Here is a 25,410-nt window from a genome sequence, read left to right as displayed (position 1 = left end):
CGTTACCACCTTGAATTGCAGTTCAAATGAACCACCACTCTCGCCGATAACGGGACGATCCGATCAGAGACGGGCTCAACAAGTGTAATTCGTTTTTCCAGCCTGGCAGGCTCGCAATCACCGCCTGCTCTCTGAATGTCCACTGGTCAACTACTGGATCTTGCCTCAATGCCCTTTTATAGTTGACGTTATTGTACCGACTTTCGTTTACTCCTGTCAAGCTACTTTGCAACCTGTTTGAGGAAACTATCTTTTAATAGGTAGTGGTGACCGGCTGTCAGGTCATATTGAACTAGCCGGTAGTCGTTAAAGAGCTTACGCTGCTTGGCGTTCAGCTTCGTGTGCTGGCCCCGTTGGTTGACGAACGCGATCCCACTCTGGTGGGCGGTGTTATTCTTCGCCGTTCCGTTGGTTGGCAGCGAAATGGCCGGCAGGTCCTCCTCAACCTCAGTCAAAAGGGCATAGTAAGGTGACACCTTAACATCCATCTTGGCCAGGGCCATTGCGGAAAAGTCATTTGGGCCAACAATCTTATGCTGGGCCGTCAACCGGTCCTTATTCATCCGCCGGGCGGCCTTATTACTGTATATGAAGTAGTCCGTCTCATGCAGTGGAATCCCGTACTTACTCATCGGCAGGCCATGGTAAATTCCCGGTAGGTGGTCCCCATACCAGACGATTGTCGTCGACTGTTTCATCTCGTCGACCCGGTGAATCCACCCATCCAAAGCCTGGTCCGTGTAATGGATTCCTTGGATGTAAGCCTCAATTTGCCTCTGCTGATCAGCGTTTTTAAAGCCGCGTCCAGAAACGTGATACTGCCGCTTATGATAGTACTCCGGCTTATACGGCATGTGGTTTTGCATCGTGGCCACCTGGATGAACTTGCCATGGGGCTGACGGTGAAGGTTCAGGTCGATTTCCTTATAGGTTGAGTCATCGCTGACCCGCGGATTATTTTGAATTTTACTCTTGTAGGTAATCTTGTCCCCACCGTCAAAGTGGTAGAACTTCTTAAAACCGAACTTCTTGTAAACCGTCTTCCGGCTATACAGGTTAGCCGTAAACGGGTGAATACCGATTGCGTAGTGGAAGAGGCGGTTGATGGTGAAGGTGCGTCGCTGGTAGGGCACTAACTGTGAGTACGGTGTCGGCATCGTTGGCGAAAAGTTGGCAATCGACAGCCCCGTCAACGCCTGGTACTCCATGTTGGCGGTTCCCCCACCGTAACCAGAACTGATCATCAGGCCACTGGTCGTCCGTTGCTTAAACTGGTGCAGAAACGGCAGTGGATCACCACCGCTTACCTTCATCCCCGGTACCCGGCGAGGGTCAGCAAAGCTTTCACTCAGAACAAATACCAGGTTTTGCTTGCCCACGCTCTGGTGGGTCCGCTGCTGGTTAATTTTCACGCCGGCTTCAGCGTAGCGCCGCTCAATTTGATCCATCCGCGCCTTTGTGTAGCCCGCCGGCTTGGTCATAATATGGACATCAACGTTGTTGGCAAACTGCAACAGGGTTCCGTTCATTTTAGCCCCCCGAATCTGGCTGTAGAAGTAAGGAGTATCGTCCAGCCGCTGTAACTGCTTAAAGACGATTGACTTACTGTGGTTGGCCCGGGTAAAACTGGCCAAAAACAGCGCGGCGAAGACCGCAACGATTATCCGGGCCCCCACACTGAAGCGGGTTGGCTTCCCGTAGCGATGTTCTACCCAGGCAAAAATGACAACCAGCAGGACGATTCCAACCAGTGCGCTCACCAAAACCCAGGGATTTACCATCCCCAGCAATTCACCAGGGGCCGTAATGGTGGAAACGTCTGTCGACAGGATGGGCTCATTACGGGCCGCAATTTTCAAGACGGAAGCCACCAGCAAACCGAGGTAGAAGACAATACCGATACCGCTGCTGAGCCACCAGCGATTTGTCAGGGTCATCAGCAAGAAGACAATGGCAAAGATAATTAAGACGTTGACCGTCACAATCTTCGCCCGCTGGGTCACTACCCACTGGACCATCGTGAGGTCATTGTCCCAGAGAATGGCAAACGAGGCCACCGTTATCAGCCACAGGATAGCGTAAGTCAAAAGAATTGGCCAGAAGCGTTTAGCAAATTGCTTCCCCCAGGCTAAAAGCCCCCGCCAGTTGGTGTCGATTGCCCAGTCAATTCTGGTGATTAACCATGGTAAGCCCAGCAAGAGGACTGCCAGAAAGCTGGCCAGTGTAGTCACCAGCGGCCACTTCACCGTCGGCACCAGAATTGGGGTTACCGCTTGGGGTGTTCCCAGTAGGCCCAGTAGGAGAATCCCCTGCACGATGTTATGGTCGTTAGCCCACTTATTTGTTGTCCCCCGGATAGCCCAGGCAAAGGCGAGCAGACAAGTAATGATCACCACTGGCTGGTAAGCATTTATTGCCAGTAAGTAGTGGTAATTCGGCGTAAAACCCCGGTGGGGGCTGTAGATGATCCGGCTCATGTTTAGCCAGGTCATGATTCCGGAAAGGCAGAACATGGCCACCGTCAGCAGTCCGTACAGCCAGGTTGGCCACTTCTTTAGCCATTCACGGTCATTGACCAGCCAATCCCCCGCCGCAAAGAGGTAGCCAAACCAGACCAGGCTGGTCCCATGGTGAAAGCCAAGGAGGTCGTAGCCATTAAATAAGCGGATAACAAAGAAGGCCACCGTAATGGTAATCAGCCAGTGACGGCGGTGATCAATTGACCACCGGTGCAGGAGTCGTTGAAGGGGCCGGGCAAAAATAAAAAGACCCGTCCCGACTAGCCAGGCAATAAAGACTTCCTGACCAACGTACAGTTCCGGTGACGGTTGACTAGTGCTAAGAATTGGCTGAGTCGTGTATTTAGCCCAGATAAAGCCCAGGGCCCCCAGTAACCACAGGCAGACTGTCATCCCTAGCCGGCGCTTTGGGTAGTGCTGGCCCGCCCCAATCAAGATAGGAACGATGACCACCAAAGCACTAACGGTCATTTTAACCAGCCACCAACCAGCAAAGTAAGCCGGATGACCGCCTAGGTGAGTCATTAATTGGCCCGCCGTCCCCAGAAAACATAGGAGCGTAACTACGCTCAAAATACTCCAAAACAAATATCCCTTTCTTATTTGTTTTTTTAACATCCAATCCAACTTTCTATTGTAGTATTGCTTTCATTATATTAATGTTTCGTCGCTGGTTTCAATGAACAAATAATAAAAGTGTATTTTAATGAGACAGAACTGCACATTTACCACTTTAATAGCATATTAAAGCCCCAGCACCTGGAAGATTCAGACGCTGGGGCAATGTATCAACTAAGGCTACTTATTTATCGTTTTTCTTTGCTTCTGGCTTATGATTCTTACTCTTTTTGGCAACCGGTGAAGGCTGCTTCTTCTCCTTCTTAGGGGCGTAAACTTCATGGACATATGCTTCACCAGTCAATTCAGCCACCGGTTTAAAGGTGTCCTTGAAGGCCTCATCAACATCTTGGGTCGGATCTTCTTCACTCTTAACATAGTAAAGTGCCTGTGCAGCGAAGACCACTGGTAGGTAGCAGACAATCCCCAAGATAGTAATTAGCAAGCCAATGTAAGTCAGCACGTAGGTTGCTGTGTAGTTGCCGTAGAATGCCAAGCCACCAAAGATTACAGCCCAGACAAAGATTGGAACGAAGACAACTACCAGCATTACCAGGAAGTAGTTCCATTTCCGGCCGCCCATGAAGCGCCGACTAGCCGTCAGAGCGTGCCGCATTGACTGGCCTAAAAATTGTGGTTGCTTCTCTCGGTAAAGGAAGTATGACTGGGAATATTCAATTGTCTTCCAGGCAATCACAATATCGTTTAGAAACTGGATTCCCCGCAGCCACATGGCGTTGTGAGTCAAGCCACCAACAACATCCGCGATGATGTTCAGTGGTAGGCTCCACAGGAAGATAAACAAACCCATGTACAGGGCAATCCGCCATAGTTGATTCTTACGGAGGTGCTTAAAGTGCAACCAGATTGAACCAGCACTGACCGGTTGGTTTGGATTTACCAAGCGGTCTTGGTAGGCGTATTGGACACCAACTGTGAAGAAGTTATAAAAGAAGGACAGGGCAACGGCAACGGCTAATCCGGCCAACACTTCTAGAAGGCCGGCCAGCAGTGCCATTGGTGAAGTCATTCCGTACATAATCATCATCATGCTCATCGCCATCGATGAGAAGATGCTTGCGGAGAAGAATCCCAAGATGCAAACCAGGGCAATATAGATAATTGTAATCCCGCCCACGGGCCACATTGCAGAAAGGTACCGGGTTTTTACTAGTTTCTTAAGGTCTTTGATAAAATCCCTCAATGATAAACTACGTTGTTTTCTCATTTGTTATTTCGTCCACCTTTTAATCAGTTTAGTTTCCATAATAACACAAAGTGCGCTGAGCTCAATTCTTTGGGCTAATCTTCGCACTTTTTTCAATTTTTTTAAGAAAAAAATTCCCGGTCAGCTGATCGGGAATTTTCTTTATATTAAGTACGGCTGCTAAAAATATTATATACGTAGTTACGGAAAATAAGCGCGTCCCTAGCGTCTAGCTACGAACGAAGGCCGACGCTTTCAGCGTCAACCTCCGTCCTATGCTAGCCGTACGGGACCGCCGAGAAGCTTATTTTCCGTCCTCTTCTTTTTTAGTACTTTTCCTTGCTCAATACGTTGAGCTTGTCGTCGAAGTCGTAGACAACTGGTTGGCCAGTAGCCATTTCCAGTTTCATAATGTCTTCGTCAGAAATGTTTTCGATGTACTTGCTCAAAGCACGCAGGGAGTTACCGTGGGCAGCAATGATAACGTTCTTACCGTCAAGCAGCTTTGGAGCAATTTGGTCTTGCCACAAAGGAATAACCCGTTCCAGGGTAACCTTCAAGTTTTCACCACCAGGAATAGCCCGTGGGTCCAAGCTGGCGTAGCGACGGTCCTTAGCAGCAGAACCTTCGTCATCCGCACTCAGCAGTGGTGGCAAAACATCGTATGAACGACGCCAAATGTGAACTTGTTCGTCACCGTACTTTTCAGCAGCCTTCTTCTTGTTGTGGCCTTGAAGAGCACCGTAGTGACGTTCGTTCAAACGCCAAGTCTTGTATTCAGGAATCCAAAGTTGGTCGCATTCTTCAAGAGCGTAGTGCAAGGTCTTGATTGCCCGCTTCAAAACTGAAGTGTAAGCATAGTCGAATTCAATGCCGTGTTCCTTGAGGGTCTTACCAGCATTCTTTGCTTGTTCAACACCCTTTTCGCTCAAGTCAACGTCCACCCAACCAGTAAATTGGTTAGATAAGTTCCATTCACTTTGACCGTGACGGATAAGTACTAATTTAGCCATGTTCAAATTGACCTCTTTCTTCTTAAAATCACTATTTGTATAGCATACCTTACCATTTTAATCCAATCGCTACTAAATTCCAATAGGGCGGTCGTGATTTTCTGATCATAGGCCGGCCTTGGCACCGATGTCGTTCCGGTAAAAGCATTCCGGTTCGTTTAGCTGGCTTAGGTATGCGTACACCCGGTCATGAGCCTCCTGCAGGGTGGTTGCCTGGGCAAGGACCATCAGCAAGCGACCGCCAGCCCCTTGAAGGTCTGTCAGGTCCCCACTGACGTTGGCATAGTCAACATCCACGCCGGCCACTTGCGGCATGGTCCCCAGTTTCTGCCCGTGAATTGGCTTTTGTGGGTACCCCTTTGACGCCAGGACGACCCCTAAGCTGGCCCGGGAGTCAACTTCCACCGCCGGGAGGGGCTGGTCATTGAGGGCCCGGTCAACCAGTTCAAACAGGTCGGTCTTCAGCCGGGGCAGGATCACCTGGGTCTCCGGGTCCCCCAGGCGAACGTTGTATTCGATTACCTTAGGGCCCGCGGCCGTCATAATTAAGCCGATGTAAAGAATCCCGTGATAGTGGTACTCACCCTTGACGAGCCCGTCAACCGTGGGGGTGACCACCTGGTCAATCATTGCCTGCCGGGCCTCGGCGCTCAGTTGGGGAAGCGGACTGTAGGCCCCCATTCCGCCAGTATTCGGGCCCTTGTCACCATCATAGGCCCGTTTGTGGTCCTGGGCCATCGGGAGAATTCGGTAGTGGCCGTTGCTTAAGAGGACAAACATTGAATACTCCTGGCCAACCAGGCATTCTTCCAGTACCAGCCGGGCCTGACCACCAGCAAACATCTCCTTGATTGTCTGGACCGCCGTTGCCCGGTCACGGGCGATGACAACCCCCTTGCCACCAGCGAGACCGTTTTCCTTAATGACCACCGGGAAGCCGAACTGGTCAACACCAGCAATCGCGGCGGTCTGGTCACGGTAGGAAGCGTGTCGGGCCGTTGGGACCCCATAATTATTCATGAAGTTTAAAGCATAGTCCTTTGAACCCTCCAGCTGTGCCGCCCGGGCATTCGGGCCAAACGCCTTTAACCCAGCCGCTGCAAAGTCGTCCACAATCCCGTCGACCAGGCAGTCTTCAGGCCCAACAAAGGTCCACACAACCTTGTGGGATTTTGCGAAGTCAATCAAACCCGCAAAATCAGTTTCTGCAATATCAACGGGTTGGACGCCAACTGCCGACATCCCCACGTTACCAGGTGCACAGTAAACCTGCTTGACATGTTCACTTTCCTGAAGCTTCTTGGCAATGGCAAACTCACGCCCACCTTCGCCAACAACTAGTACATTGACCTTCTCAACCATGATTGACCCCCTGTGTTTTAGTGCCGGAAGTGCCGGACACCTGTCGTTACCATTGCAATGCCGTACTTATTAGCCATATCAATTGATTCCTGGTCCCGAATCGAACCACCAGGCTGGACAACCGCCTTAATGCCGTGCTGACCAGCAAATTCAACGCAGTCACCAAACGGGAAGAATGCGTCACTGGCCATTACCGCCCGGTCATCGATGGCACTGCCGGCGTGCTTAACCGCAATCTTCAGGGAGTCGATACGGTTTGGCTGCCCCTCGCCAACGCCCAGAGTCCGCTCATCATTGGCAACGACGATTGCATTGGACTTGGCGTGCTTGACCGCCTTCCAGGCAAACATCAGCGTTTTCAGCTGATCTTCGGTTGGTTTAACGTCCGTGATGCACTTCCAGTCGTGGTAATCCTCATTGAGGACGTCCTGTTCCTGCATCAAAAGGCCCCCCATGACCGAAACAACTTCGTGCTTAGGTTGTTCGTCCTTCTTACTGAAGTCGACGGTGAGCAGGCGGATGTTTTTCTTCTTGGCCAGGACCGCGTAGGCGTCATCATCAAAGCCGGGGGCAATGACAATTTCCAAGAAGATCTTGTGCATCTTTTCGGCAGTTGCCAGGTCGACCGGACGGTTCAAGGCGATTACCCCACCAAAAATTGATACCTTATCGGCTTCGTATGCCCGGTCCCAGGCCTGTTCCAGATTTTCACCCTGGCCAATACCACACGGGTTCATGTGCTTCATGGCCACCACGGTTGGCTGGTCGAACTCACGAATGCAGCGGAGGGCCTCATCGGCATCCTTGATGTTGTTGTAGGAAAGCTTCTTACCGTGGAGCTGCTTGGCGGCCAGGACGGAGTACGACTTCGGCAAAGCATCTTCGTACAGCCAGGCCTGTTGGTGGCTGTTCTCACCGTACCGCATCGTCTCCTTGAGGTTCCAGGTCAGGGTCAGCTTCTCCGGATCTTCCAGGCCGTTTTGCTTGGTCAGGTACTGGGAAATCAGGGCATCATAAGCCGCAGTGTGACGGAAGGCCTTGGCCGCCAACTTGGCACGCGTATCCAGGGTGGTGTCCCCACCATCTTCAATTTCGGCCAGGACCTGGTCATAGTCCGCCTGGTCAACCACAATGGTGACGTCGCGGTAGTTCTTAGCGGCCGACCGGACCATTGATGGGCCCCCGATATCAATGTTTTCAATGGCGTCCGCCAGTTTAACGTCCGGCTTTTCAATTGTCTCCTTAAATGGGTAGAGGTTGACTACGACCAGGTCAATTGGGGTGATGCCCAGCTTCTTCAGGGTTGCCATGTGTTCCGGCAGCTCCCGCCGGGCTAAGAGGCCACCGTGGACGTATGGGTTAAGGGTCTTAACCCGGCCGTCCAGGATTTCTGGGAAGTGGGTCACGTCTTCAATGCTGGTTGTCTTTACGCCGGCATCGTCGAGGACCTTCTTGGTGCCACCAGTTGAAACAATTTCGTAGTCGTTTGCGACTAGGCCCTTGACGAAGGGAACCAGGTTTGTCTTGTCAGATACGCTTACCAATGCTCGCTTCATTTTTCTTACTCCTTTTCTCCTGCTGCAATCAAAGCTTCTCGTAATGCTAATGGGTAAAGCTGGTGTTCTGTTGCGTGGACCCGTTCTTCCAATGTTGCCACCGTATCATTTGCCAGGATGGGCACGTGGCACTGGGCAATAATTGGTCCCGAATCCAAGTTTGCGTCGATGTAGTGGACCGTGACCCCGGTTTGCTTTTGGTGGTCATTGAAGGCCCGTTCGATTGAGTGTAATCCCGGGTATTCCGGTAACCAGGCGGGGTGGAGGTTCACAATCCGGTGGTCATATTCGTTGAGGATTGTCGGGCCCACCACCCGAAGGTAGCCGGCAAGGACGATAAAGTCAATCTGCTTTTCCTTAAGCACACCGAGGAGCTTATCTTCATAAGCTGCCTTTCCCCCGCAGGACTTGACCGTAAAGCTTACGGCCGGGACCCCCAGTCGCTTGGCCCGGTCCATCACTGGGGCGTCCGGGTGGTTACAAAAGAGCAAGGCCAGCTCGCCGGGCAGGTCGCCCGCCTGGAAATGACGGGTGAGCTCTTCAAAGTTGGTCCCGTTGCCCGATGCAAAAATTGCCACTTTCATATTGAATGCCTCACTTAATCTCAATCTTGGCGGCACCGGCTGGCCGGGCTTGCAGGCGGCCAATCCGGTACGCTTTCTGGTTACGCTTTGTCAGGTCTGCTTCGACCGCTGCCACCTGTTCGGGAGCAACCGCCAAAACCAGGCCAATTCCCATGTTGAAGGTTTGCCAACAATCAGCTAGCGGTAGGTCACCAAGCCGCCGTAGGTAGTTGAATACCGGCAACTGCGGCCAGGCCTGACTGTCGATGACCGCTTGCAGGTCGTCGTTAAACATCCGCGGGACGTTTTCAATTAGTCCCCCACCGGTGATGTGGCCAATCCCGTGAATGCGCTTTTGCCGAATCAGGGGCAGGACCGCATCAACGTAAATCTTGGTGGGAGCGAGGATTGCCGCACCAACGCTTTGCCCGCCGAGGTCTGCCGGCCGGTCGCCAAGGTCAACGTGGTGGTCTTTAAACAGGATCTGCCGCACGAGTGAAAAGCCGTTGGAGTGGAGACCCGACGATGGTAGGCCCAGCAAGACATCCCCTTCTTGCGGAAGGGCCGCCGTCAGCATGGCCGACTTTTCAACCACGCCGGTGACGGTCCCCGCCAGGTCGTACTCGTCTTGTGCGTACATATCCGGCATCTCGGCAGTCTCACCACCGACCAATGCCGCGCCCGCTTGCCGGCAGCCGTCGGCCACCCCGCTCACGATTTCCGCCATCTTGGCTGGATCGTTGTGGCCGGTGGCGATGTAGTCGAGAAAGAAGAGTGGCTCGGCACCCTGGGCCAAGACGTCATTGACACACATGGCCACCACGTCGATGCCGATCGTGTCGTGCTTGTTCATCCGTTGGGCAATCAGCAGTTTGGTCCCGACCCCGTCCGTTCCGGAAACGAGGATGGGGTGTTTCACATGTAACACGCCCAAATCGAAGAGCCCGCCGAAACTGCCGATTCCGCCGACCACGCCCGGCCGGTTCGTTGAACTCACGGCGTTTCTAATCCGCTTCACCAGGTTGTAACCCGCGTTAACGTCAACGCCGGCTTCTTGATAACGGTTCATCGCTGCGTCCGCTCCTTTCTTTCCCTTTGTTCCTGTTCATTCAGTGACTTCATGTAGCCAGCCTCGTAGTCGTAAAGCGGCGTCGGGTAGTCGCCATTAAAGTACGCCACCGTCAGGCCGCCATGCGGGGCATCCCCGGCATCTGGAACGTTGATAGCCTTGATCAGACTGTCCACACTTAGAAAGCTCAGGGAGTCGGCCCCGATCTTTTGCCGCATCTCTTCAACCGAGTAATGGGCCGCAAACAGTTCCGACCGGGTTGAAATATCAATGCCGTAGAAGCACGGAAATTTAAACGGGGGCGAGGCAATCAACATATGAACTTCCTTGGCACCCGCATCGCGCAGCATCTTGATGATCTGCTTGGAGGTGGTTCCCCGGACGATGGAATCATCAACCACGGCAACCCGTTTGCCGTTTACGACCCCGCGGACGGCGGACAACTTGAGGTGGACACCCCGTTCGCGGAGGGCCTGGGTTGGTTGGATGAAGGTCCGAGCAACGTACTGGCTCTTGATCAGCCCCATTTCGTAAGGTAATCCAATCTCTTCGGCATACCCAGAAGCCGCCGAAAGCGATGAGTTCGGCACCCCGATTACCATGTCGGCATCGACCGGGTGTTCTTGGGCTAGCCGCCGGCCCATCTCCTTGCGGGCGTTGTGAACGGTCACCCCGTGGATGATGGAATCCGGCCGGGCAAAGTAGATGTACTCCATCGAGCAAATTGCCAGTTGGGTATCGGTCGTGTAGTGGTCAATGTGGAGACCGGCCTTGTCGATGATAATCAGCTCGCCCGGTTGGACATCGCGGATAAACCGGGCGTTAATAATGTCAAGGGCGCAGGTCTCACTGGCCACCACGTACGCGCCGTTGGCCAACTGACCGATGCACAGGGGCCGAATACCGTTGGGGTCTAAGGCGGCAATCATTCGGTCCCTTTGCAAAAGCAGGTAGGCAAAGCCGCCGTGAACCTGGTTCAGGCTCTTCTTCAGGGCGGGGATAAAGCCCTCCTTGATGTGCTTACGGATCAGGTGAATCAGGATTTCAGTGTCGGAATCGGACTGGAAGACCGCCCCCTCGTCTTCAAGCTGGCGCCGCAGGGTGACCGCATTGGTCAGGTTACCGTTATGGGCGAGGGCGACATCACCATCATGAAAGCGGAAGAGGAAGGGCTGAACGTTAGCAATCGAGTTGTGACCACTGGTCCCGTAACGGACGTGGCCGATTGCTGCATTCCCAACCAGCCGTTTTAGTTCGGCCGGATCAGCGAACACCGCGGCTAACAAGCCGCGGTCACGGTGCTGATAAAGGTGCTGGCCATCACTAGAAACGATTCCGGCCCCCTCCTGGCCCCGGTGCTGGAGGGTATGTAAGCCATAGTAGGCTAACTGGCTGGCATCTGGGGCACCAAAGACACCGAAGACTCCGCATTCCTCATTTAATCCTTTGATTTCAGCTGGCACGGTAAAGCCTCCTCCCACAGCCGTTGTAGTTCGGTAACGTTTTGGTTGACCTCCGCATCCGCCAGGTGGGCCTCAAGCCAGTGGGTGTTGGTAACCGTCCCGATGTGCTTGGCATTGTCGCCGAGAGATTTCTCAAAGACTGCCACCTGCTCTTCGGGAACGGTAACCACCAGCCGACCAGGGGTTTCGCTGAACAACTGGGCGGCGGTGAGGTCACGCAGGTCCAGGTCCATTCCCAGGTCAGTCTTAAAGAGGGTTTCGCTGAGGGCCACCCCTAGGCCGCCTTCACTGAGGTCATGGGCACTGGCGACGTGGCCGGCCTGCATTTCACTCAGTAAGTGCCGCAAGTTGTCGTGGATACGGTCAAGGTCAACGTCGTTTAGGGCCCCGCTGATGTCGCCCTGGACCATCTTTTGTAATTCGGACCCGGCAAAATCATCAGCGGTTTTTCCAATCAGGTAAACGTGGTCCCCAGCGTGCTGAGCAAACGATGGTACAACCCGGTCAATATCCTTGATTAGGCCCACCATGCCGACCATCGGCGTTGGGTGAATGGCGTGCCCATTGTTTTCGTTGTACAAAGACACGTTTCCGGAAATGACGGGGGTGTCAAGGGCCCGACAGGCATCAGCCATCCCCTGAACCGACTGGTGGAGCTCCCAGAAAATTTCGGGATCGTTAGGGTCACCGTAGTTCAGGCAATCGGTAATCGCCAGTGGCTCGGCCCCGGCAGCGACGATGTTGCAGGCCGCTTCCACCAGGGCAATCTTGCCACCAACCTTAGGGCTCAGGTAAACAAAGCGGCCGTTGCCATCAGTTGTCATTGCCAGGCCCTTCTTGGTGCCGCGCACCCGGATAACACCGGCGTCACTCCCGGGGCCCACCACGGTGCAGGTCCGGACCTGGGAGTCGTATTGCTGGTAGAGGCATTGCTTGTCGGCCACCGTGCTCTGCTGGAGGAGGCGCCGCAGGGTCTCTTCCGCGTTCGTAATCTGGGGCCGCCATGCCGGTTGCCCTTCCGCTTTGGTAATCCGGGCCGGCTTCTTTTCTTCGCTGGCTTCTTCCAGGACATCGTCGGTCAAACTAGCCACCGGAATGTCACACACAACCTGGCCATCGTGGTGGAGGACGTACTGATGACCCGCCGTGATCCGGCCAATCGTGACGGCATCGAGGTCGTAGTCGTCAAAAATCTTTTTAACGTCCTCCTCGTGGCCCTTGTTAACACAGAGGAGCATCCGTTCCTGGGACTCGCTCAGCATAATTTCGTAAGCGGACATCCCCGTCTCCCGCTGGGGAACCAGGTCGAGGTCTAATTCCATCCCGCTCTTCCCCTCGGAAGCCATTTCCGCACTTGAGGAAACGATGCCGGCGGCCCCCATGTCCTGGATGCCGACCAGCCAGTCGGGGTGCTTGGTGATCACTTCCAGGCAAGCTTCGAGCAGGAGTTTTTCCATGAACGGGTCCCCCACCTGGACGGCCGAACGCTGGGTGGCGTTTTCGTCACTAAAGTCAGCGGAGGCAAAGGTGGCCCCATGAATGCCATCCCGACCGGTTTTGGCACCGACGTACATGACCGCGTTACCGATACCGGCGGCCTTCCCCTTTTGGATGTCCTTTTGGTCCATCAGGCCAACGCTCATCGCGTTACATAAAACGTTGCCCTGGTAGCAGGGATCAAAGGTGGTCTCACCAGCAACGGTCGGGATCCCCATACAGTTACCGTAGTCACCGATTCCTCGGACAGTTCCGGTGACCTTCATCCGGGTTGTGTTATTGTCAAGTTCGCCAAAGTGAAGGGAATCAAGCGATGCCACGGGACGGGCCCCCATGCTGAAGATGTCTCTTAAAATTCCCCCGATCCCGGTTGCGGCCCCTTGGTAGGGCTCCACGGTCGTCGGGTGGTTGTGGCTTTCCGCCTTGAAAACGACGGCCTGGCCATCGTCGATATCAACTACCCCGGCACCCTCACCAGGGCCCTGCAAAACGCGGGCATTCTTGTTTGGGAACAGGCAGAGGACTGGCTTGGACTTCTTGTAAGAACAGTGTTCACTCCACATGGCGGAAAAGAGCCCCGTCTCAGTGTAGTTAGGCAGGCGGCCCAGCAGCTTTTCACTGATGTAGTTGTACTCGTCCTCGCTCAGGCTCCAGTCCAGGTAGGGCTTCTTTTCTTTGATTTCTTCCGGTGTCATTGCTTGCTTCATTGTTTATTCCTCCACTTTTACACTGCCGTTTGCTAACAGGGACTTGAACAGGCGAAGCCCATCCGTGTTACCAAGGATTGCCTCAACGGCCCGCTCCGGGTGGGGCATCATTCCTAAGACATTCCCTTGCCGGTTCGTGATCCCGGCAATGTTGCGCAGGCTGCCGTTCGGGTTCTCCTCGGCATAGCGAAAGACGACCTGGTGGTTTGCTTCCAGTTCATCAAGCGTCGCCTGGTCCGCATAGTAGCTGCCATCAGCGTGGGCGATGGGGAGGGCAATCCGCTCGTGTGCCTGGTACTGGCTGGTAAAAAGGGTCTGGTTATTAACCACTTCCAGGGGCACGGTTTTGCAGATGAACTGCTGACTGTCGTTGCGCTTCAGGCCGCCGGGTAAGAGGCCCGCCTCCGTCAGGATTTGGAAACCATTGCAGGTCCCAAAAACCGGTTGGCCAGCATGGGCCATCTCAATAACGGCCTTCATCACCGGAGCAAAGCGGGCAATCGCTCCCGCCCGTAAGTAGTCACCGTATGAGAAGCCCCCGGGCAGCATCACCGCGTCGTAGCCAGCCAAGCTCGCCTGCTTGTGGGAAACGTAGTCCACGTCGGCGCCGCATACGCTGCTGAGTGCTTCGTAAATATCAATGTCACAATTTGAACCGGGAAATACGATTACCGCAATTTTCATTAATTTTCCTCAATGACTTGGTAAGTGTAAGTTTCCATATTGAAGTTGACCAGTAGCTTTTCCGCAACCTCCTTGACGGTCTTAGCAACCTGGTCAACCTGGGCATCAATGGTGAGGTCGAAAAACTTACCAACCTGAACGTCGGCAACTTCATCGTGTCCCAAAGCATGAATGGTTTTTTTGATCGTGTCACCCTGGGGGTCAAAAACTGATGGCTTGTAGGTGACGAAAATCCGAACTTTAGTCATTATTGTTCCTCCGCAATTACTTCTTCTAACCGGGCCAACACTTTGTCATACGTCGTCGTCAAATCGGCCAGGTTCCGCCGGTAAACATCCTTGTCCATGTGAGCATTGGTCTTAAGGTCCCACAGGCGGCAGTTGTCTGGGGAGAATTCATCGGCCAGCACGATCCGCCCATCACTGAGGTGGCCAAACTCCAGTTTAAAGTCCACCAGTTGCATCCCAGCCTTAGCAAAGAGGTGGGTTAATAGGGTGTCAACTTCTTGGCAGACCGTCCACATCTGGGTGAGTTCCTCATGGGTCGCAATTCCTAAGGCAACCGTGGCGGATTCGTTGATAAAGGGGTCATCCAGCTTATCACTCTTGAAGAAGGTTTCCTGAACCGGGGTGGCAAGCACCTTTCCCTCCTTCAGGCCATAACGGCTGGCGAAGTGCCCGGCGATAACGTTTCTGGTAACAAATTCAAGTGGCACCATCGTGCACTTCTTAACCAGCTCTTCGTTGTCCGAAAGTTTCTTGATGAAGTGCGTCTTGATGCCATGCTGGATTAAGTATTGAAAAACTAAGGTGGAAATGGCGTTTGCCGCCTTCCCCTTACCAGCGAAGTGATCCTTTTCCTTGCCGTTTAGGGCAGTTGCCTGGTCCATGTAGACAACCCGTAAGACTTCGGGGTCGTCGGTTTGCCACATTTGTTTTGCCTTACCGGTGTACAGTAACTTTTCCATCTTAGTAATTACTCCTTTGTGTAAAACACGAACAATAAATAACTTCAAGCGAATTTAATTCGCTCTTTTATGCTATCAATATACTATCGGTCCCCACTTCTGTCAACGGTATTCGCTAACTAAAACAGATTAATTTTAAATAATGTTCGTGTTTAATGTGAATTACCATTATTTAACAATTGCGTCCCCGGTTTACCGCCCCAAAGCAGAACTTTTGCCAACTTTACTGTTGACATTCGCAAAATTAGTGCTAAACTACAAAACAATTAGAAAATGATTAGACGTTGAAGAGAAGAGTAGTGCCAAGAACTTTTTTCAGAGAGCCCCGGTTGGTGTGAGGGGTAATTGTTACTGACACGAAGATGAGCTCCGAGTTATTCCCCTGGTCAACTGGCTGGGTGAACGGCTGACAGCCGATATCCTGTCGGGTCTTCACCTCATCAGGTGAGTACTTATTAAGGCCACTAATGTGAGTTAGTGGCGAATTCAGGGTGGTACCGCGAAAAGCCTTCGTCCCGGATCCTAGCAATAGGTTCGGGGACGGAGGTTTTTTTATTTACAGAAAGGAGTTGGTCAAGATGACTGCCAATGCGTGTAACGGCTTAGCAATTAGTAAGGGGGTGTGGCACAACCGCCACTTAACAGCCCCCCGCCAGATCGTGGTGCTTAACCTAATGCCCACCAAGTTAACAACCGAGCTGCAGTTTCTTAAACGCTTTGATGACCTTTCGCAAGAAGTCGCCCTGACCTTCCTCTATCCGGCAACGCACCGCTTTAAAGGAACACCCGTTACCGAGTTGCGCGCCCACTACTTTAACTTCTACCAGGTTTATGATCACCACTTTGACGGTTTGATCATCACCGGCGCGCCGGTTGAGCAGCTGCCGTTCGACCGGGTCGACTACTGGCGTGAATTTTGCCAGATCATCAGATGGGCCAACCACCATGTTCAAGAGACCCTCACCGAGTGCTGGGCTGCCCAGGCAAGCCTGTTTGTCGACTTCACCATTCCCAAGCGGTTGCTTAAGCAAAAGCTGTTCGGCATCTTTACTGCCAACCTTTCCCCGGTCCAAAACAGCGCCGGGGGCCTGATCAAGATGCCACAATCACGGCACAGCGCAAGCGTCCTTGACCGGCACCACCTCCCCGGCGACCTGCGCATCCTCGCCGATAGCAAGGAGGCCGGCCCAATGATCCTGCGGTCGCCGGGCTTTCACCACACCTACATCACTGGTCACCCGGAATACGACAGCGACACCCTTGCTAAGGAATACTACCGGGATCAAAAAAAGCGGCGCAGGATCGCCGCACCGCAACACTACTTTATCAATGAGGCCGCGGGCCAGGTCAACTACGACTGGCAAACCGCTGCCCATACGATTTATCAAAACTGGTTAAACACAATTACCAACTAGAAAGCAGGTTTTATATATGACAAAGGAAAATAACAACTACCACTTTGAAACCCTCCAAGTTCACGCCGGCCAAACTGTTGACGAAACGGGTGCCCGGGCGGTGCCCATCTACCAAACAACTTCCTACGTTTTCAAGGACGCCAAGGAAGCGGCCAATCGTTTTAGCCTCAAGGAACCCGGTAATATCTACACCCGCCTGACGAACCCCACAACGGACGTGGTTGACAAGCGGGTCGCAGCCCTGGAGCACGAGACCGCGGGCGTAACTCTGGCCACCGGTTCCGCTGCCATCACGGCCGCCATCCTTAACATCGCCAGTCAGGGAGACGAAATTGTCGCGGCCAGCACCCTGTACGGTGGCACCTACGACTTGTTCGCCATGACCCTCCCAAAGCTGGGAATCACCACCCACTTTGTTGACCCCGATGACCCCGCCAACTTTGCCCAGGAGATCAACGAGCATACCAAGGCCCTCTACGTTGAGAGCATCGGTAACCCGCGGATCAACCTGGTCGACTTCGAAAAGATTGCCAAGATCGCCCACGACCACGGGATCCTCTTCATCGTCGACAACACCTTCGGGACCCCCTACCTCGTTAAGCCCCTCGACCACGGAGCGGACGTCGTGGTTCACTCCGCTACCAAGTTCATCGGCGGCCACGGCACCACGATGGGTGGGGTAATCGTTGAAAATGGGAAGTTTGACTACCGGGCAAGTGGCCGCTACCCCGGATTCACCACCCCAAATGACCAGTATGACGGCATTGTCTTTGCGGGCCTGAAGGGCGCAGCCTTTACCACCAAGGTGCGGGCGGAATCACTACGGGACCTTGGGGCCACGATCAGTCCCTTCAACTCCTTCCTCCTCTTGCAGGGGTTGGAATCATTGTCACTCCGGGTTGAACGTCACGTTGCCAACACTCGCAAGATTGTTCGCTTCTTAAACGACCACCCCAAGGTTGCCTGGATCAACTATCCCGAACTGCCGGACAACCCCTACAAGCCACTGGCCGACAAGTACTTCCCGCACGGCGTTGGGTCAATTTTCACCCTCGGTCTTACGGGTGGCGAAGCGGCTGGGAAGCAGCTAATCAGTAACCTCCACCTCTTCTCCCTACTCGCCAACGTGGCCGATGCCAAATCGTTAATCATCCACCCCGCATCAACAACCCATGCCCAGTTAAACGCCGAACAGCTCAAGGCCGCGGGAGTGACCCCCGACCTCATCTGGGTTTCGGTGGGGATTGAAAACGTCGACGACCTGCTCAACGACCTTGACCAGGCCCTCGCCAAAATTTAGAAAGGAAGATTTACTATGGAAACAATCACAATCGGCCTACTGGGCCTGGGAACCGTGGGTAAGGGAGTCGTCACCCTTTTACAAACGCAGGCGGCCAAGATTGCCCGGACCCAAGATTTTCGCTTCAAGTTGAAGAGTGTTGCTGTCCATAACCTGGCGCACCACCAGGGTGACCGTTTACCGGCCGGGACAATTTTGACTGATAAGGTCACTGACGTGGTCGATGACCCAGAAATCCAGATTGTGGTTGAAGCCATGGGAACCATCGCGCCCGCCAAGGTGGCCATCTGCCAGGCAATCCTCAATGGCAAGTCAATCATCAGTGCCAACAAGGACCTCCTGGCCACGGCCGGGAAGGAAATTCTCCAACTGGCTAAGGCCGCCAAGGTAGACTTCTTCTACGAGGCCAGTGTGGCCGGGGGGATCCCCATCCTCCGCGTCCTGTCCAGCTGTCTGGAGGCCGACCAGATCACCCAAATCACGGGAATCATCAACGGAACCGCAAACTATGTCTTGACAGCCATGGACCGTAAAGGTCAGGATTACAAGACGGCACTGGCCACCGCTCAGGAACTCGGTTACGCGGAAGCCGACCCCACCAATGACGTCCAGGGAATTGACGCCACCTACAAGCTGATCATCCTCAGTCGCTTTGCGTTTGGCCAGTCTTTGTCCCTCAAGGACGTTCCGGCCCAAGGAATTACTAACGTCTCGCCAGCCCAGCTAGCTAGTGCCAACCAGTTGGAACTAAAGGTCAAGCTACTAGCGGTGGCCAAGGAGGAAAAGCACCAGCTCTTCTCATTCGTCGGCCCGGCCGCAATCCCTGCCGCCGAGCCACTGGCCCACGTCAACGGGGTCCAAAACGCGATTGCCGTACAGAGTGATGCCTTGGGTGAAACTACCTACACCGGCCCGGGTGCTGGTGCCACCCCCACTGCCAACAGCATCCTCAGCGACCTTTTGGCAACCGGTGATGACATCGTCAAAGGCAACTGCGGGCGGGAGTTCAACAGCTACCGCAAGCCGGCTATCGCTAAGCCACTCACGGCCGTTCCCCAGCGGTACCTGATTACCGTTGAGGGTACCGGCAACCTCCTTTCAATTGTCTCCAACATTCCGACCGTCTCCTGGCAGCAACAGGCCACTGGTCAGGATTACTGGAGCGGGCTAACCCCGGTTATCGACCACGATGAGCTTGAGCAACTGTGTGCCTCTTTGCAACAGAGCGGTCAACAGGTTACCTTCCTCCCGGTCGCTAACAGCTGGCAAACCGTACCAGAAAAGGTTAAAGAATAAGTAAAGCGCCACCTTCGCAATCAACGAATTGGGAAGATGACGCTTTTTAGGCTACAATGTGATCATAAACCAACATGTGAGGGGAAATCACTTTGAAAGCAAAACCAACAATTAAGATTCGCCGGGCCCAAGAGGTTGACCAAAAAACGATTGTGGCGATTTTTAACGAAGCGGTTCTGGCAGGAATCGCAACTGATGAGAGTCAGGCCGTAACGGTAGCGGACCGCCAGGACTGGTTTGCCCAGTTTGACGACCGGCACCCACTTTGGGTAGTGACCATTGACGGTCAGGTTCGTGGCTGGTGTGCCCTCGAACCCTTCTACCCCAACCACGCCTATGTGGATTCGGCAGAGATTGCCATCTACATTCATAAGCAAGCCCGGCGAAAGGGGTTGGGCCGGGCCCTCCTTAACTTCGTCGACCAGCAAATTAAGGGGCACCTCCACTTCAAGACGGTGGTGGCCTACATTTACGAGCGAAACCAACCGAGTCAAAACCTCTTTACGAGTTGTAACTACGAAAGGTGGGGCCACCTACCTAACATCTCAAAGGTTAACGGCGAATACCGGGAACTGAAAATCTTCGGCAAGAACTACCCGACCGCTTAAGACCGCCGTTTGAAGAGGCAGGCGATTAGAAAAATCACCCCGAATAGCTGACAACCAAAGTCCAACAGGCGGCCAACCGGGTCATGGTCAGACACCAGGTCGATTAGCGGGGCAAGGACCAATGCGAGCCCGAACAGGAAGCTATTCGTCTTGTAAAATTGGTGATTGAATTTCATATAAAACTCTCCTTTGAAGAAGACCGTAAAGAGGGGGCTGTGACATAAGTACTTTTACCAAGTCCAAATACGAACAGTGCGGTACGCAAATGGGCTCCAGTGTCCGGTATAACCGAACTCTGGAGCCCTATTTGCGCTCGCGGGGGCGTGAAAACGAAGTCATAAATGACTTCTGTCACGCTCCCTCACTTTTGTCTCCGAATATTACACAGTAATCGCGGAAAAACCAAATAGGCTTGCTCCGCGTCGAAGCACGCTCCTAGTGTCTAGCGGCGCAAAGCAAGTCTATTTGATTACGGACAATCGCCGGCCCGTACCGTGCCAACGATTGTCCTATACTAGCCAAAGGCGCGCTCTGGAGCTTTTCCCCAGCTTCTTTTTTTATTAGTCTAAGCCAACCCGCTTGTAAATGTCATCGACGTGGCGAAGGTGCCAGTGATAATCGAAGGCGTCGTCAAGGTCTTCTTTAGTGAGTTGCTTTTGAATCGTTGGGTCTTTTTCCAACAGTGGACGGAACGGGATCTGTTCTGCCCAGCACTTGGCAGTGTACGGCTGGATCAGGTCATAAGCCGCCTCCCGGCTCATTCCACTGTTGACCAGCTTGAGGAGGACCCGACCACTGTAAATCAGGCCAAGGGTCTTATCCATATTCTTCTTCATTGTCTCTGGGAAGACGTCCAGGTTCTTCAGGATCCGGCCGAACCGGCGAAGCATGTAATCAAGAAGGGCAGTTGAATCGGGTAAAATCATCCGTTCTGCGCTGGAGTGAGAAATGTCCCGCTCGTGCCACAGGGCAACGTCCTCATAGGCCGTTACAACATGTCCCCGGAGGACCCGGGCACAGCCGCAGATGTTTTCGGAGCCAATTGGGTTCCGCTTGTGGGGCATGGCTGAGGAGCCCTTTTGCCCCTTGGCGAAGTGCTCTTCGACTTCATGGATTTCGGTCCGCTGGAGGGAACGAATTTCGGTTGCCATTTCCTCCATGCTGGTTCCAATCAAAGAAATCGTGGCGATGTATTCAGCGTGCAGGTCCCGTGGCAGAACCTGGGTTGAGACTTCCTGGGCACGGAGGCCGAGGCGGTCGCAAACGTACTTTTCAACGAAGGGGTCGATTTCCGCGAAGGTCCCTACCGCACCGGAGATCTTCCCAGCTTCAACACCCCGGGCAGCGTGTTCAAACCGTTCCTTGTTCCGCTTCATTTCGGAGTACCAACGGGCCGCCTTCAGGCCAAAGGTAGTTGGCTCAGCGTGCACCCCGTGGGTCCGGCCCATGCAGACGGTGTACTTGTACTTTTCAGCCATTTTCTTCAAAACGGCCATGAAGTCATCAATGTCCTTACGGAGGATGTCGTTGGCCTTCTTCAGGCGGAGACCCTGGGCGGTGTCAACGACGTCGGTACTGGTCATCCCGTAGTGAACCCACTTCCGTTCTGGGCCGAGGGACTTGGAGACGTCACGGGTAAAGGCAATCACGTCATGGTGAGTCACCGCTTCAATCTCGGCGATCCCCTCAACGCTAAACTTAGCGTTCTTCTTGATCTTTTCCACGTCTTCAGCCGGAATGTGCCCCAGTTTGCTCCAGGCCTCGTCAGCAGCAATTTCAACTTCTAGCCAGCACTGGTACTGGGTTTCTAAGCTCCAGATCTTCTTCATTTCTGGACTAGTATAACGGTCAATCATCGGTTAAAATCCTCTCTATGTTTATTCTGCAGTTATTATCGCACAGGTTGAGAAATCTCCCAAGCCCTATTCATCCCAAATGTGGGTGTCCGCAATTTCCTTTAAGGTGGCCGTGAAGTCATCGGTCAAAATTGTCACGTGACCCATCTTCCGGTTGTGGCGGATCTCCGCCTTGCCATAGTCGTGAAAGTGCCAGTTTGGCTTTTTAGGAATCTGTTTGCGAACCCCCTGCACATGCTGGCCCAAGACATTAACCATAATTACCGGGTGCAGCAATTCAATCTTGGGGAGGGGCCAGTTGCAGACCGCTCGGTTGTGGATGGCAAATTGGGAGAAGTTGCAGGCCTCAATCGAGTAGTGGCCTGAATTATGCGGCCGTGGGGCCAGCTCGTTGATGTAAATCTCCCCGTCGTTGCCCACGAACATCTCAACGCCCAGGATTCCCCGGAGGTCAATCGCGTAGGCAATCTTAATTGCCATTTGTTTGGCCCGCTCCTGCAATTCAGGCGCGATCCGGGCGGGGACAATACTGATGTGCAAAATCTCGTCGTGGTGAATATTCTCCGAAACGGGGAAGACGGTGATTGCGCCGTTTTCATTCCGGCCAACCATGACAGAGCATTCCAACTTGAAGGGTACCCACCCCTCAAGGATGGCGTCCTTAGTGGATAGGATCCCCGCACACTTTGCCAAGTCCGCGTCACTGTGGAGGATCTCCTGGCCGTGGCCATCATAGCCGCCTTCGCAGGTCTTCAGCACACATGGGTAGCCAATTTCTGCCACCGCCTTTTCCAGGTCCTGACGATTCTTAACTGGCAAAAATGGTGCGGTTTTAAGGCCGGCATTGCGGAGGAAGGTCTTTTCCCGGATCCGGTTCTTGGTGGTGTACAGCAGGTGGGTGCCCTGGGGAACGTAAACCTTGTCGGCCACGTCACGAAGGGCGTTCAAGTCGACGTTTTCGAACTCATAGGTGAGGACGTCCGACCGGCGGGCCAGTTCCTCAATTGCTTTCACGTCAGCATATTCCGCCACAATCTGGTCATCGGCGACCTGGCCAGCTGGGCAGTGAGGCGTCGGATCCAGGATAATGACCTTCATCCCCGTCTGCTTGGCGTCAAGGGCCATCATCTGACCGAGCTGCCCCCCACCGATGATGCCAATTGTTTGGCCCTGTTGAATTATCTTAGTCAAGGTGAGCACCGCTTTCCTTTGCTGCGTCGTGCATCTGCTTCCGGTAGTCAACAATCTGGTCCTGAATTGCCTGATCAGTGGTCCCCAGGATCTGCAGAGCTAACAGTGCTGCGTTTTTGGCGCCCGCAACCCCGATTGCCGTGGTGGCAACGGGAATCCCTGCTGGCATCTGGACGATTGATAAGAGGGAGTCCATCCCGCCAAGGGTCTTGGTCTGTCCGGGAATGCCAATCACCGGTAACGGGGTGTTAGCGGCAATCATCCCCGGAAGGTGGGCGGCGCCACCGGCACAGGCAATAATTACCTTCGTCCCCTTCTTAACCGCCCCCTGGGCAAAGGCGAACATTTCGTTTGGCATCCGGTGGGCAGAAATGACGTTCTTATCATAGTCGACACCGAATTGGTCCAAAATTTTGCAAGCTTCTTTGACGGTTGGCCAGTCTGACTTACTGCCCATCACAACACTAATTTTGCTCATCATGTTACCTCCTTAAAAACTGCTTTAAGGATACCAAATCGGCGGGCCCACTTCAATAGTATTTACGAACAAAATATATATTTAATAATATAAAGTTCGTATAAATTCTGGTAAATAAAAAACGTCCAGCTAGTTTTACCCAGCTGGGCGCAATTCTTTTCTTAGAACAAACCAGTAATCTTGCCGTCCTTATCAATGGTCATGTTAACGGCCGCCGGTACCTTGGACAGGCCCGGCATCGTCATCATGTTGCCGGATAGAGCGACAATGAAGCCGGCCCCGAGCTTGGGAACAAGGCTCCGAATGTGGAAGGTAAAGCCTTCTGGAGCCCCCAGCTGACTCTTATCATCGGTGAATGAGTACTGGGTCTTGGCGATGCAGACCGGCAGCTTGTCCCAGCCGAGCTCGGTAAACTGCTTCAGTTGACGCTTGGCAGTGCGGCTAAATTCAACGTCCTTGGCGCCGTAAATCTTAGTCGCGATCGTCCGGATCTTTTCCTCCGGGGTCGCGTCCAAACTGTACAACTCGTGGAAGTCACTCTGTTGGTCCGTCAACCGGACAACCTCTTGGGCCAGGCCCTGCGTTCCAGCACCGTCCTTAGCCCAGGCGTCCACCGGCACGACGTTGACCCCGAGTTCCTTACAGTTATCTTCAATCAGTTTAATCTCAGCTTCCGTATCCGTGACGAAGTGGTTAATGGCCACCACCAAGGGCACGCCGTACCGCTGCATGTTCTTGATGTGGCGGTTCAGGTTGGCCATCCCCTTCTTCAGTTCCGGAAGGTGCTCGTCTTTTAAATCAGCCAGGGCAACACCACCGTTATACTCAAGGGCCCGAACAGTAGCGACGATGACCACCGCATCCGGGTTCTTGCCCAGGACCCGGCGCTTGATGTCCATGAACTTCTCCGCCCCGAGGTCGGCACCGAAGCCAGACTCCGTAACGGTATAGTCCGCCAGCTGCAATGCCGCCTTGGTAGCCAGCACACTGTTGCAGCCATGGGCGATATTAGCGAATGGGCCCCCGTGAATAATCGTTGGGGTGTGGTCCAGGGTCTGAACTAGGTTAGGCTTGATGGCGTCCTTTAAGAGAATCGTAATGGCGTCTGCAAAGCCGAGCTCAGCCACCGTAACCGGCTTCTTGTCATAGGTGTAGCCGACAACAATCCGCCCAACCCGCTTCTTCAAGTCCATCAGGTCGGTCGACAGGCATAGGATCGCCATCAGTTCAGAAGCGGCGGTGATATCAAATCCGGTCTGCCGTGGGACCCCCTGCATTAAGCCCCCCAGGCCGGTGACGACATTTCTAAGGGCCCGGTCGTTAACGTCTTCAACCCGCTTCCAGATAATTCGGCGGGGGTCCAGGCCCAATTCGTTACCACGCATAATATAGTTATCAACCAGGGCCGCCAGGGTGTTATTCGCACTCGTTAGGGCGTGCAGGTCCCCGGTAAAGTGAAGGTTGATATCCTCCATCGGGACGACCTGACTGTAGCCCCCACCAGTGGCCCCACCTTTAATTCCAAAGACTGGCCCCATCGAAGGTTCCCGCATTGCAATGATGGTCTGGTGACCCAGCTGGTTTAAGGCATCCCCTAACCCAACGAGAACGGTTGACTTCCCCTCACCGGCTGGCGTGGGGTTGATTGACGTTACCAAGACTAACTTGTGCTTCTTATCCGGGTGCGCCGTGACGGGGAGACTGATCTTCGCCTTATACTTTCCGTACTGCTCAATATCATCCTCACCCAGGCCAATCTTTTCTGCGACCTCTTTAATCGGCTTCATTTCCGCTTGGTCTGCAATTTCGATATCCGTCATCATTGCAATCGTCCCCTTTCGTTAGACGCGAACTTTATAGTTTTATTATAGCTTCTTGTTCGACTATAATCATAGAATACTGTATTATTTGCTGCTCGTAAACCTCTTTTCACGAATAATTAATTAAATTAAGTTAAAAATAAACTTACTATTCCAGCTTAGCGGTTATCCATCCTAATGTCAAAGGGATTCCACAAGAAAAGCGCGCTCCTGGTGCTAGT

General features: G+C 53.5%; 21 protein-coding genes. 4 read left to right on the top strand and 17 right to left on the bottom strand.

Going from position 1 to position 25,410, the window contains the following annotated elements; genetic code table 11:
* Positions 1-221: 221 nt before the first annotated feature.
* From KZE55_RS01075 to purC, 12 genes are all read right to left on the bottom strand, one after another.
* Entirely contained in the window at positions 222-3,044 is a 2,823-nt protein-coding gene (locus KZE55_RS01075) for an LTA synthase family protein (RefSeq protein ID WP_222258594.1), read from the bottom strand.
* Positions 3,045-3,321: 277 nt separating this feature from the next.
* On the bottom strand, positions 3,322-4,365 hold the full coding sequence (locus tag KZE55_RS01070) for a hypothetical protein (RefSeq protein WP_222258592.1): 1,044 nt from the start codon (positions 4,363-4,365) through the stop codon (positions 3,322-3,324).
* Between the two features lie 305 nt (positions 4,366-4,670).
* A complete protein-coding gene (locus tag KZE55_RS01065) occupies positions 4,671-5,357 on the bottom strand; it encodes a 2,3-diphosphoglycerate-dependent phosphoglycerate mutase (protein WP_056962079.1) in 687 nt (228 codons plus the stop codon).
* Positions 5,358-5,462: 105 nt separating this feature from the next.
* Positions 5,463-6,719, bottom strand: coding sequence for a phosphoribosylamine--glycine ligase (purD, locus tag KZE55_RS01060; protein WP_222258590.1), 1,257 nt, complete (start codon positions 6,717-6,719; stop codon positions 5,463-5,465).
* Between the two features lie 17 nt (positions 6,720-6,736).
* Positions 6,737-8,275 carry a bifunctional phosphoribosylaminoimidazolecarboxamide formyltransferase/IMP cyclohydrolase gene (gene purH / locus KZE55_RS01055; RefSeq protein ID WP_222258588.1) on the bottom strand — a complete coding sequence of 513 codons (1,539 nt, stop codon included), beginning with the start codon at positions 8,273-8,275 and terminating at the stop codon, positions 6,737-6,739.
* Positions 8,276-8,280: 5 nt separating this feature from the next.
* Positions 8,281-8,859: a phosphoribosylglycinamide formyltransferase gene (purN, locus tag KZE55_RS01050; RefSeq protein WP_222258586.1), complete on the bottom strand. Its 579-nt coding sequence runs from the start codon at positions 8,857-8,859 to the stop codon at positions 8,281-8,283.
* A gap of 10 nt (positions 8,860-8,869) precedes the next feature.
* On the bottom strand, positions 8,870-9,907 hold the full coding sequence (purM, locus tag KZE55_RS01045) for a phosphoribosylformylglycinamidine cyclo-ligase (RefSeq protein ID WP_222258584.1): 1,038 nt from the start codon (positions 9,905-9,907) through the stop codon (positions 8,870-8,872).
* On the bottom strand, positions 9,904-11,370 hold the full coding sequence (purF, locus tag KZE55_RS01040) for an amidophosphoribosyltransferase (RefSeq protein ID WP_222258583.1): 1,467 nt from the start codon (positions 11,368-11,370) through the stop codon (positions 9,904-9,906). Before purF ends, purM begins: the two co-directional genes overlap by 4 nt.
* Positions 11,346-13,574: a phosphoribosylformylglycinamidine synthase subunit PurL gene (gene purL, locus KZE55_RS01035; protein ID WP_222258581.1), complete on the bottom strand. Its 2,229-nt coding sequence runs from the start codon at positions 13,572-13,574 to the stop codon at positions 11,346-11,348. Before purL ends, purF begins: the two co-directional genes overlap by 25 nt.
* Before the next feature lie 3 nt (positions 13,575-13,577).
* Complete coding sequence (purQ, locus tag KZE55_RS01030) at positions 13,578-14,258, bottom strand: phosphoribosylformylglycinamidine synthase subunit PurQ (protein ID WP_222258579.1); 681 nt, start codon at positions 14,256-14,258, stop codon at positions 13,578-13,580.
* Complete coding sequence (purS, locus tag KZE55_RS01025) at positions 14,258-14,506, bottom strand: phosphoribosylformylglycinamidine synthase subunit PurS (protein ID WP_222258577.1); 249 nt, start codon at positions 14,504-14,506, stop codon at positions 14,258-14,260. The genes purQ and purS overlap by 1 nt, the downstream gene beginning before the upstream one ends.
* Positions 14,506-15,225, bottom strand: coding sequence for a phosphoribosylaminoimidazolesuccinocarboxamide synthase (gene purC, locus KZE55_RS01020; protein WP_222258575.1), 720 nt, complete (start codon positions 15,223-15,225; stop codon positions 14,506-14,508). Before purC ends, purS begins: the two co-directional genes overlap by 1 nt.
* Positions 15,226-15,803: 578 nt before the next feature.
* On the opposite strand from purC, the gene KZE55_RS01015 reads away from it, so the two are divergent.
* The 4 genes from KZE55_RS01015 (at position 15,804) to KZE55_RS01000 (ending at position 19,844) form a co-directional block, all read left to right on the top strand.
* On the top strand, positions 15,804-16,640 hold the full coding sequence (locus tag KZE55_RS01015) for a homoserine O-acetyltransferase/O-succinyltransferase family protein (protein WP_222258573.1): 837 nt from the start codon (positions 15,804-15,806) through the stop codon (positions 16,638-16,640).
* A 16-nt stretch (positions 16,641-16,656) separates the two neighbouring features.
* Complete coding sequence (locus tag KZE55_RS01010; protein ID WP_222258571.1) at positions 16,657-17,940, top strand: O-acetylhomoserine aminocarboxypropyltransferase/cysteine synthase family protein; 1,284 nt, start codon at positions 16,657-16,659, stop codon at positions 17,938-17,940.
* A 15-nt stretch (positions 17,941-17,955) separates the two neighbouring features.
* A complete protein-coding gene (locus tag KZE55_RS01005; protein ID WP_222258569.1) occupies positions 17,956-19,236 on the top strand; it encodes a homoserine dehydrogenase in 1,281 nt (426 codons plus the stop codon).
* Between the two features lie 92 nt (positions 19,237-19,328).
* Positions 19,329-19,844, top strand: coding sequence for a GNAT family N-acetyltransferase (locus KZE55_RS01000; protein WP_222258567.1), 516 nt, complete (start codon positions 19,329-19,331; stop codon positions 19,842-19,844).
* Here KZE55_RS01000 and KZE55_RS00995 read toward each other — a convergent pair.
* From KZE55_RS00995 to KZE55_RS00975, 5 genes are all read right to left on the bottom strand, one after another.
* A complete protein-coding gene (locus KZE55_RS00995; protein ID WP_047768756.1) occupies positions 19,841-20,020 on the bottom strand; it encodes a hypothetical protein in 180 nt (59 codons plus the stop codon). The genes KZE55_RS01000 and KZE55_RS00995 overlap by 4 nt on opposite strands.
* A 384-nt stretch (positions 20,021-20,404) precedes the next feature.
* Positions 20,405-21,700 carry an adenylosuccinate lyase gene (gene purB, locus KZE55_RS00990; protein WP_222258565.1) on the bottom strand — a complete coding sequence of 432 codons (1,296 nt, stop codon included), beginning with the start codon at positions 21,698-21,700 and terminating at the stop codon, positions 20,405-20,407.
* A gap of 66 nt (positions 21,701-21,766) precedes the next feature.
* Positions 21,767-22,891, bottom strand: a complete 1,125-nt coding sequence (purK, locus tag KZE55_RS00985; RefSeq protein WP_047768760.1) for a 5-(carboxyamino)imidazole ribonucleotide synthase — start codon at positions 22,889-22,891, stop codon at positions 21,767-21,769.
* Complete coding sequence (gene purE, locus KZE55_RS00980; protein WP_222258562.1) at positions 22,884-23,369, bottom strand: 5-(carboxyamino)imidazole ribonucleotide mutase; 486 nt, start codon at positions 23,367-23,369, stop codon at positions 22,884-22,886. Before purE ends, purK begins: the two co-directional genes overlap by 8 nt.
* 161 nt (positions 23,370-23,530) lie before the next feature.
* Positions 23,531-25,192: a formate--tetrahydrofolate ligase gene (locus KZE55_RS00975; RefSeq protein WP_222258560.1), complete on the bottom strand. Its 1,662-nt coding sequence runs from the start codon at positions 25,190-25,192 to the stop codon at positions 23,531-23,533.
* Between the last annotated feature and the right edge of the window lie 218 nt (positions 25,193-25,410).

It is taken from the genome of Limosilactobacillus panis, assembly GCF_019797825.1.
In the GTDB taxonomy this organism is placed as follows: Bacteria; Bacillota; Bacilli; order Lactobacillales; family Lactobacillaceae; genus Limosilactobacillus; species Limosilactobacillus panis_A.
The sequence above is the reverse complement of the archived record's forward strand: the minus strand, read 5'-3'. Positions and strand labels throughout refer to the sequence as shown.

Excerpts from the sequence above, each read along its gene's own strand:
- purL (WP_222258581.1), bottom strand. The coding sequence starts at position 13,574 with ATGAAGCAAGCAATGACACCGGAAGAAATCAAAGAAAAGAAGCCCTAC.
- purN (WP_222258586.1), bottom strand. The coding sequence starts at position 8,859 with ATGAAAGTGGCAATTTTTGCATCGGGCAACGGGACCAACTTTGAAGAG.
- KZE55_RS01005 (WP_222258569.1), top strand. The coding sequence starts at position 17,956 with ATGGAAACAATCACAATCGGCCTACTGGGCCTGGGAACCGTGGGTAAG.
- KZE55_RS01070 (WP_222258592.1), bottom strand. The coding sequence starts at position 4,365 with ATGAGAAAACAACGTAGTTTATCATTGAGGGATTTTATCAAAGACCTT.
- purB (WP_222258565.1), bottom strand. The coding sequence starts at position 21,700 with ATGATTGACCGTTATACTAGTCCAGAAATGAAGAAGATCTGGAGCTTA.
- KZE55_RS01065 (WP_056962079.1), bottom strand. The coding sequence starts at position 5,357 with ATGGCTAAATTAGTACTTATCCGTCACGGTCAAAGTGAATGGAACTTA.
- purM (WP_222258584.1), bottom strand. The coding sequence starts at position 9,907 with ATGAACCGTTATCAAGAAGCCGGCGTTGACGTTAACGCGGGTTACAAC.
- purC (WP_222258575.1), bottom strand. The coding sequence starts at position 15,225 with ATGGAAAAGTTACTGTACACCGGTAAGGCAAAACAAATGTGGCAAACC.
- KZE55_RS00975 (WP_222258560.1), bottom strand. The coding sequence starts at position 25,192 with ATGATGACGGATATCGAAATTGCAGACCAAGCGGAAATGAAGCCGATT.
- purH (WP_222258588.1), bottom strand. The coding sequence starts at position 8,275 with ATGAAGCGAGCATTGGTAAGCGTATCTGACAAGACAAACCTGGTTCCC.
- purE (WP_222258562.1), bottom strand. The coding sequence starts at position 23,369 with ATGAGCAAAATTAGTGTTGTGATGGGCAGTAAGTCAGACTGGCCAACC.
- purQ (WP_222258579.1), bottom strand. The coding sequence starts at position 14,258 with ATGAAAATTGCGGTAATCGTATTTCCCGGTTCAAATTGTGACATTGAT.
- purD (WP_222258590.1), bottom strand. The coding sequence starts at position 6,719 with ATGGTTGAGAAGGTCAATGTACTAGTTGTTGGCGAAGGTGGGCGTGAG.
- KZE55_RS00995 (WP_047768756.1), bottom strand. The coding sequence starts at position 20,020 with ATGAAATTCAATCACCAATTTTACAAGACGAATAGCTTCCTGTTCGGG.
- KZE55_RS01015 (WP_222258573.1), top strand. The coding sequence starts at position 15,804 with ATGACTGCCAATGCGTGTAACGGCTTAGCAATTAGTAAGGGGGTGTGG.
- purS (WP_222258577.1), bottom strand. The coding sequence starts at position 14,506 with ATGACTAAAGTTCGGATTTTCGTCACCTACAAGCCATCAGTTTTTGAC.
- KZE55_RS01075 (WP_222258594.1), bottom strand. The coding sequence starts at position 3,044 with ATGACTCACCTAGGCGGTCATCCGGCTTACTTTGCTGGTTGGTGGCTG.
- KZE55_RS01010 (WP_222258571.1), top strand. The coding sequence starts at position 16,657 with ATGACAAAGGAAAATAACAACTACCACTTTGAAACCCTCCAAGTTCAC.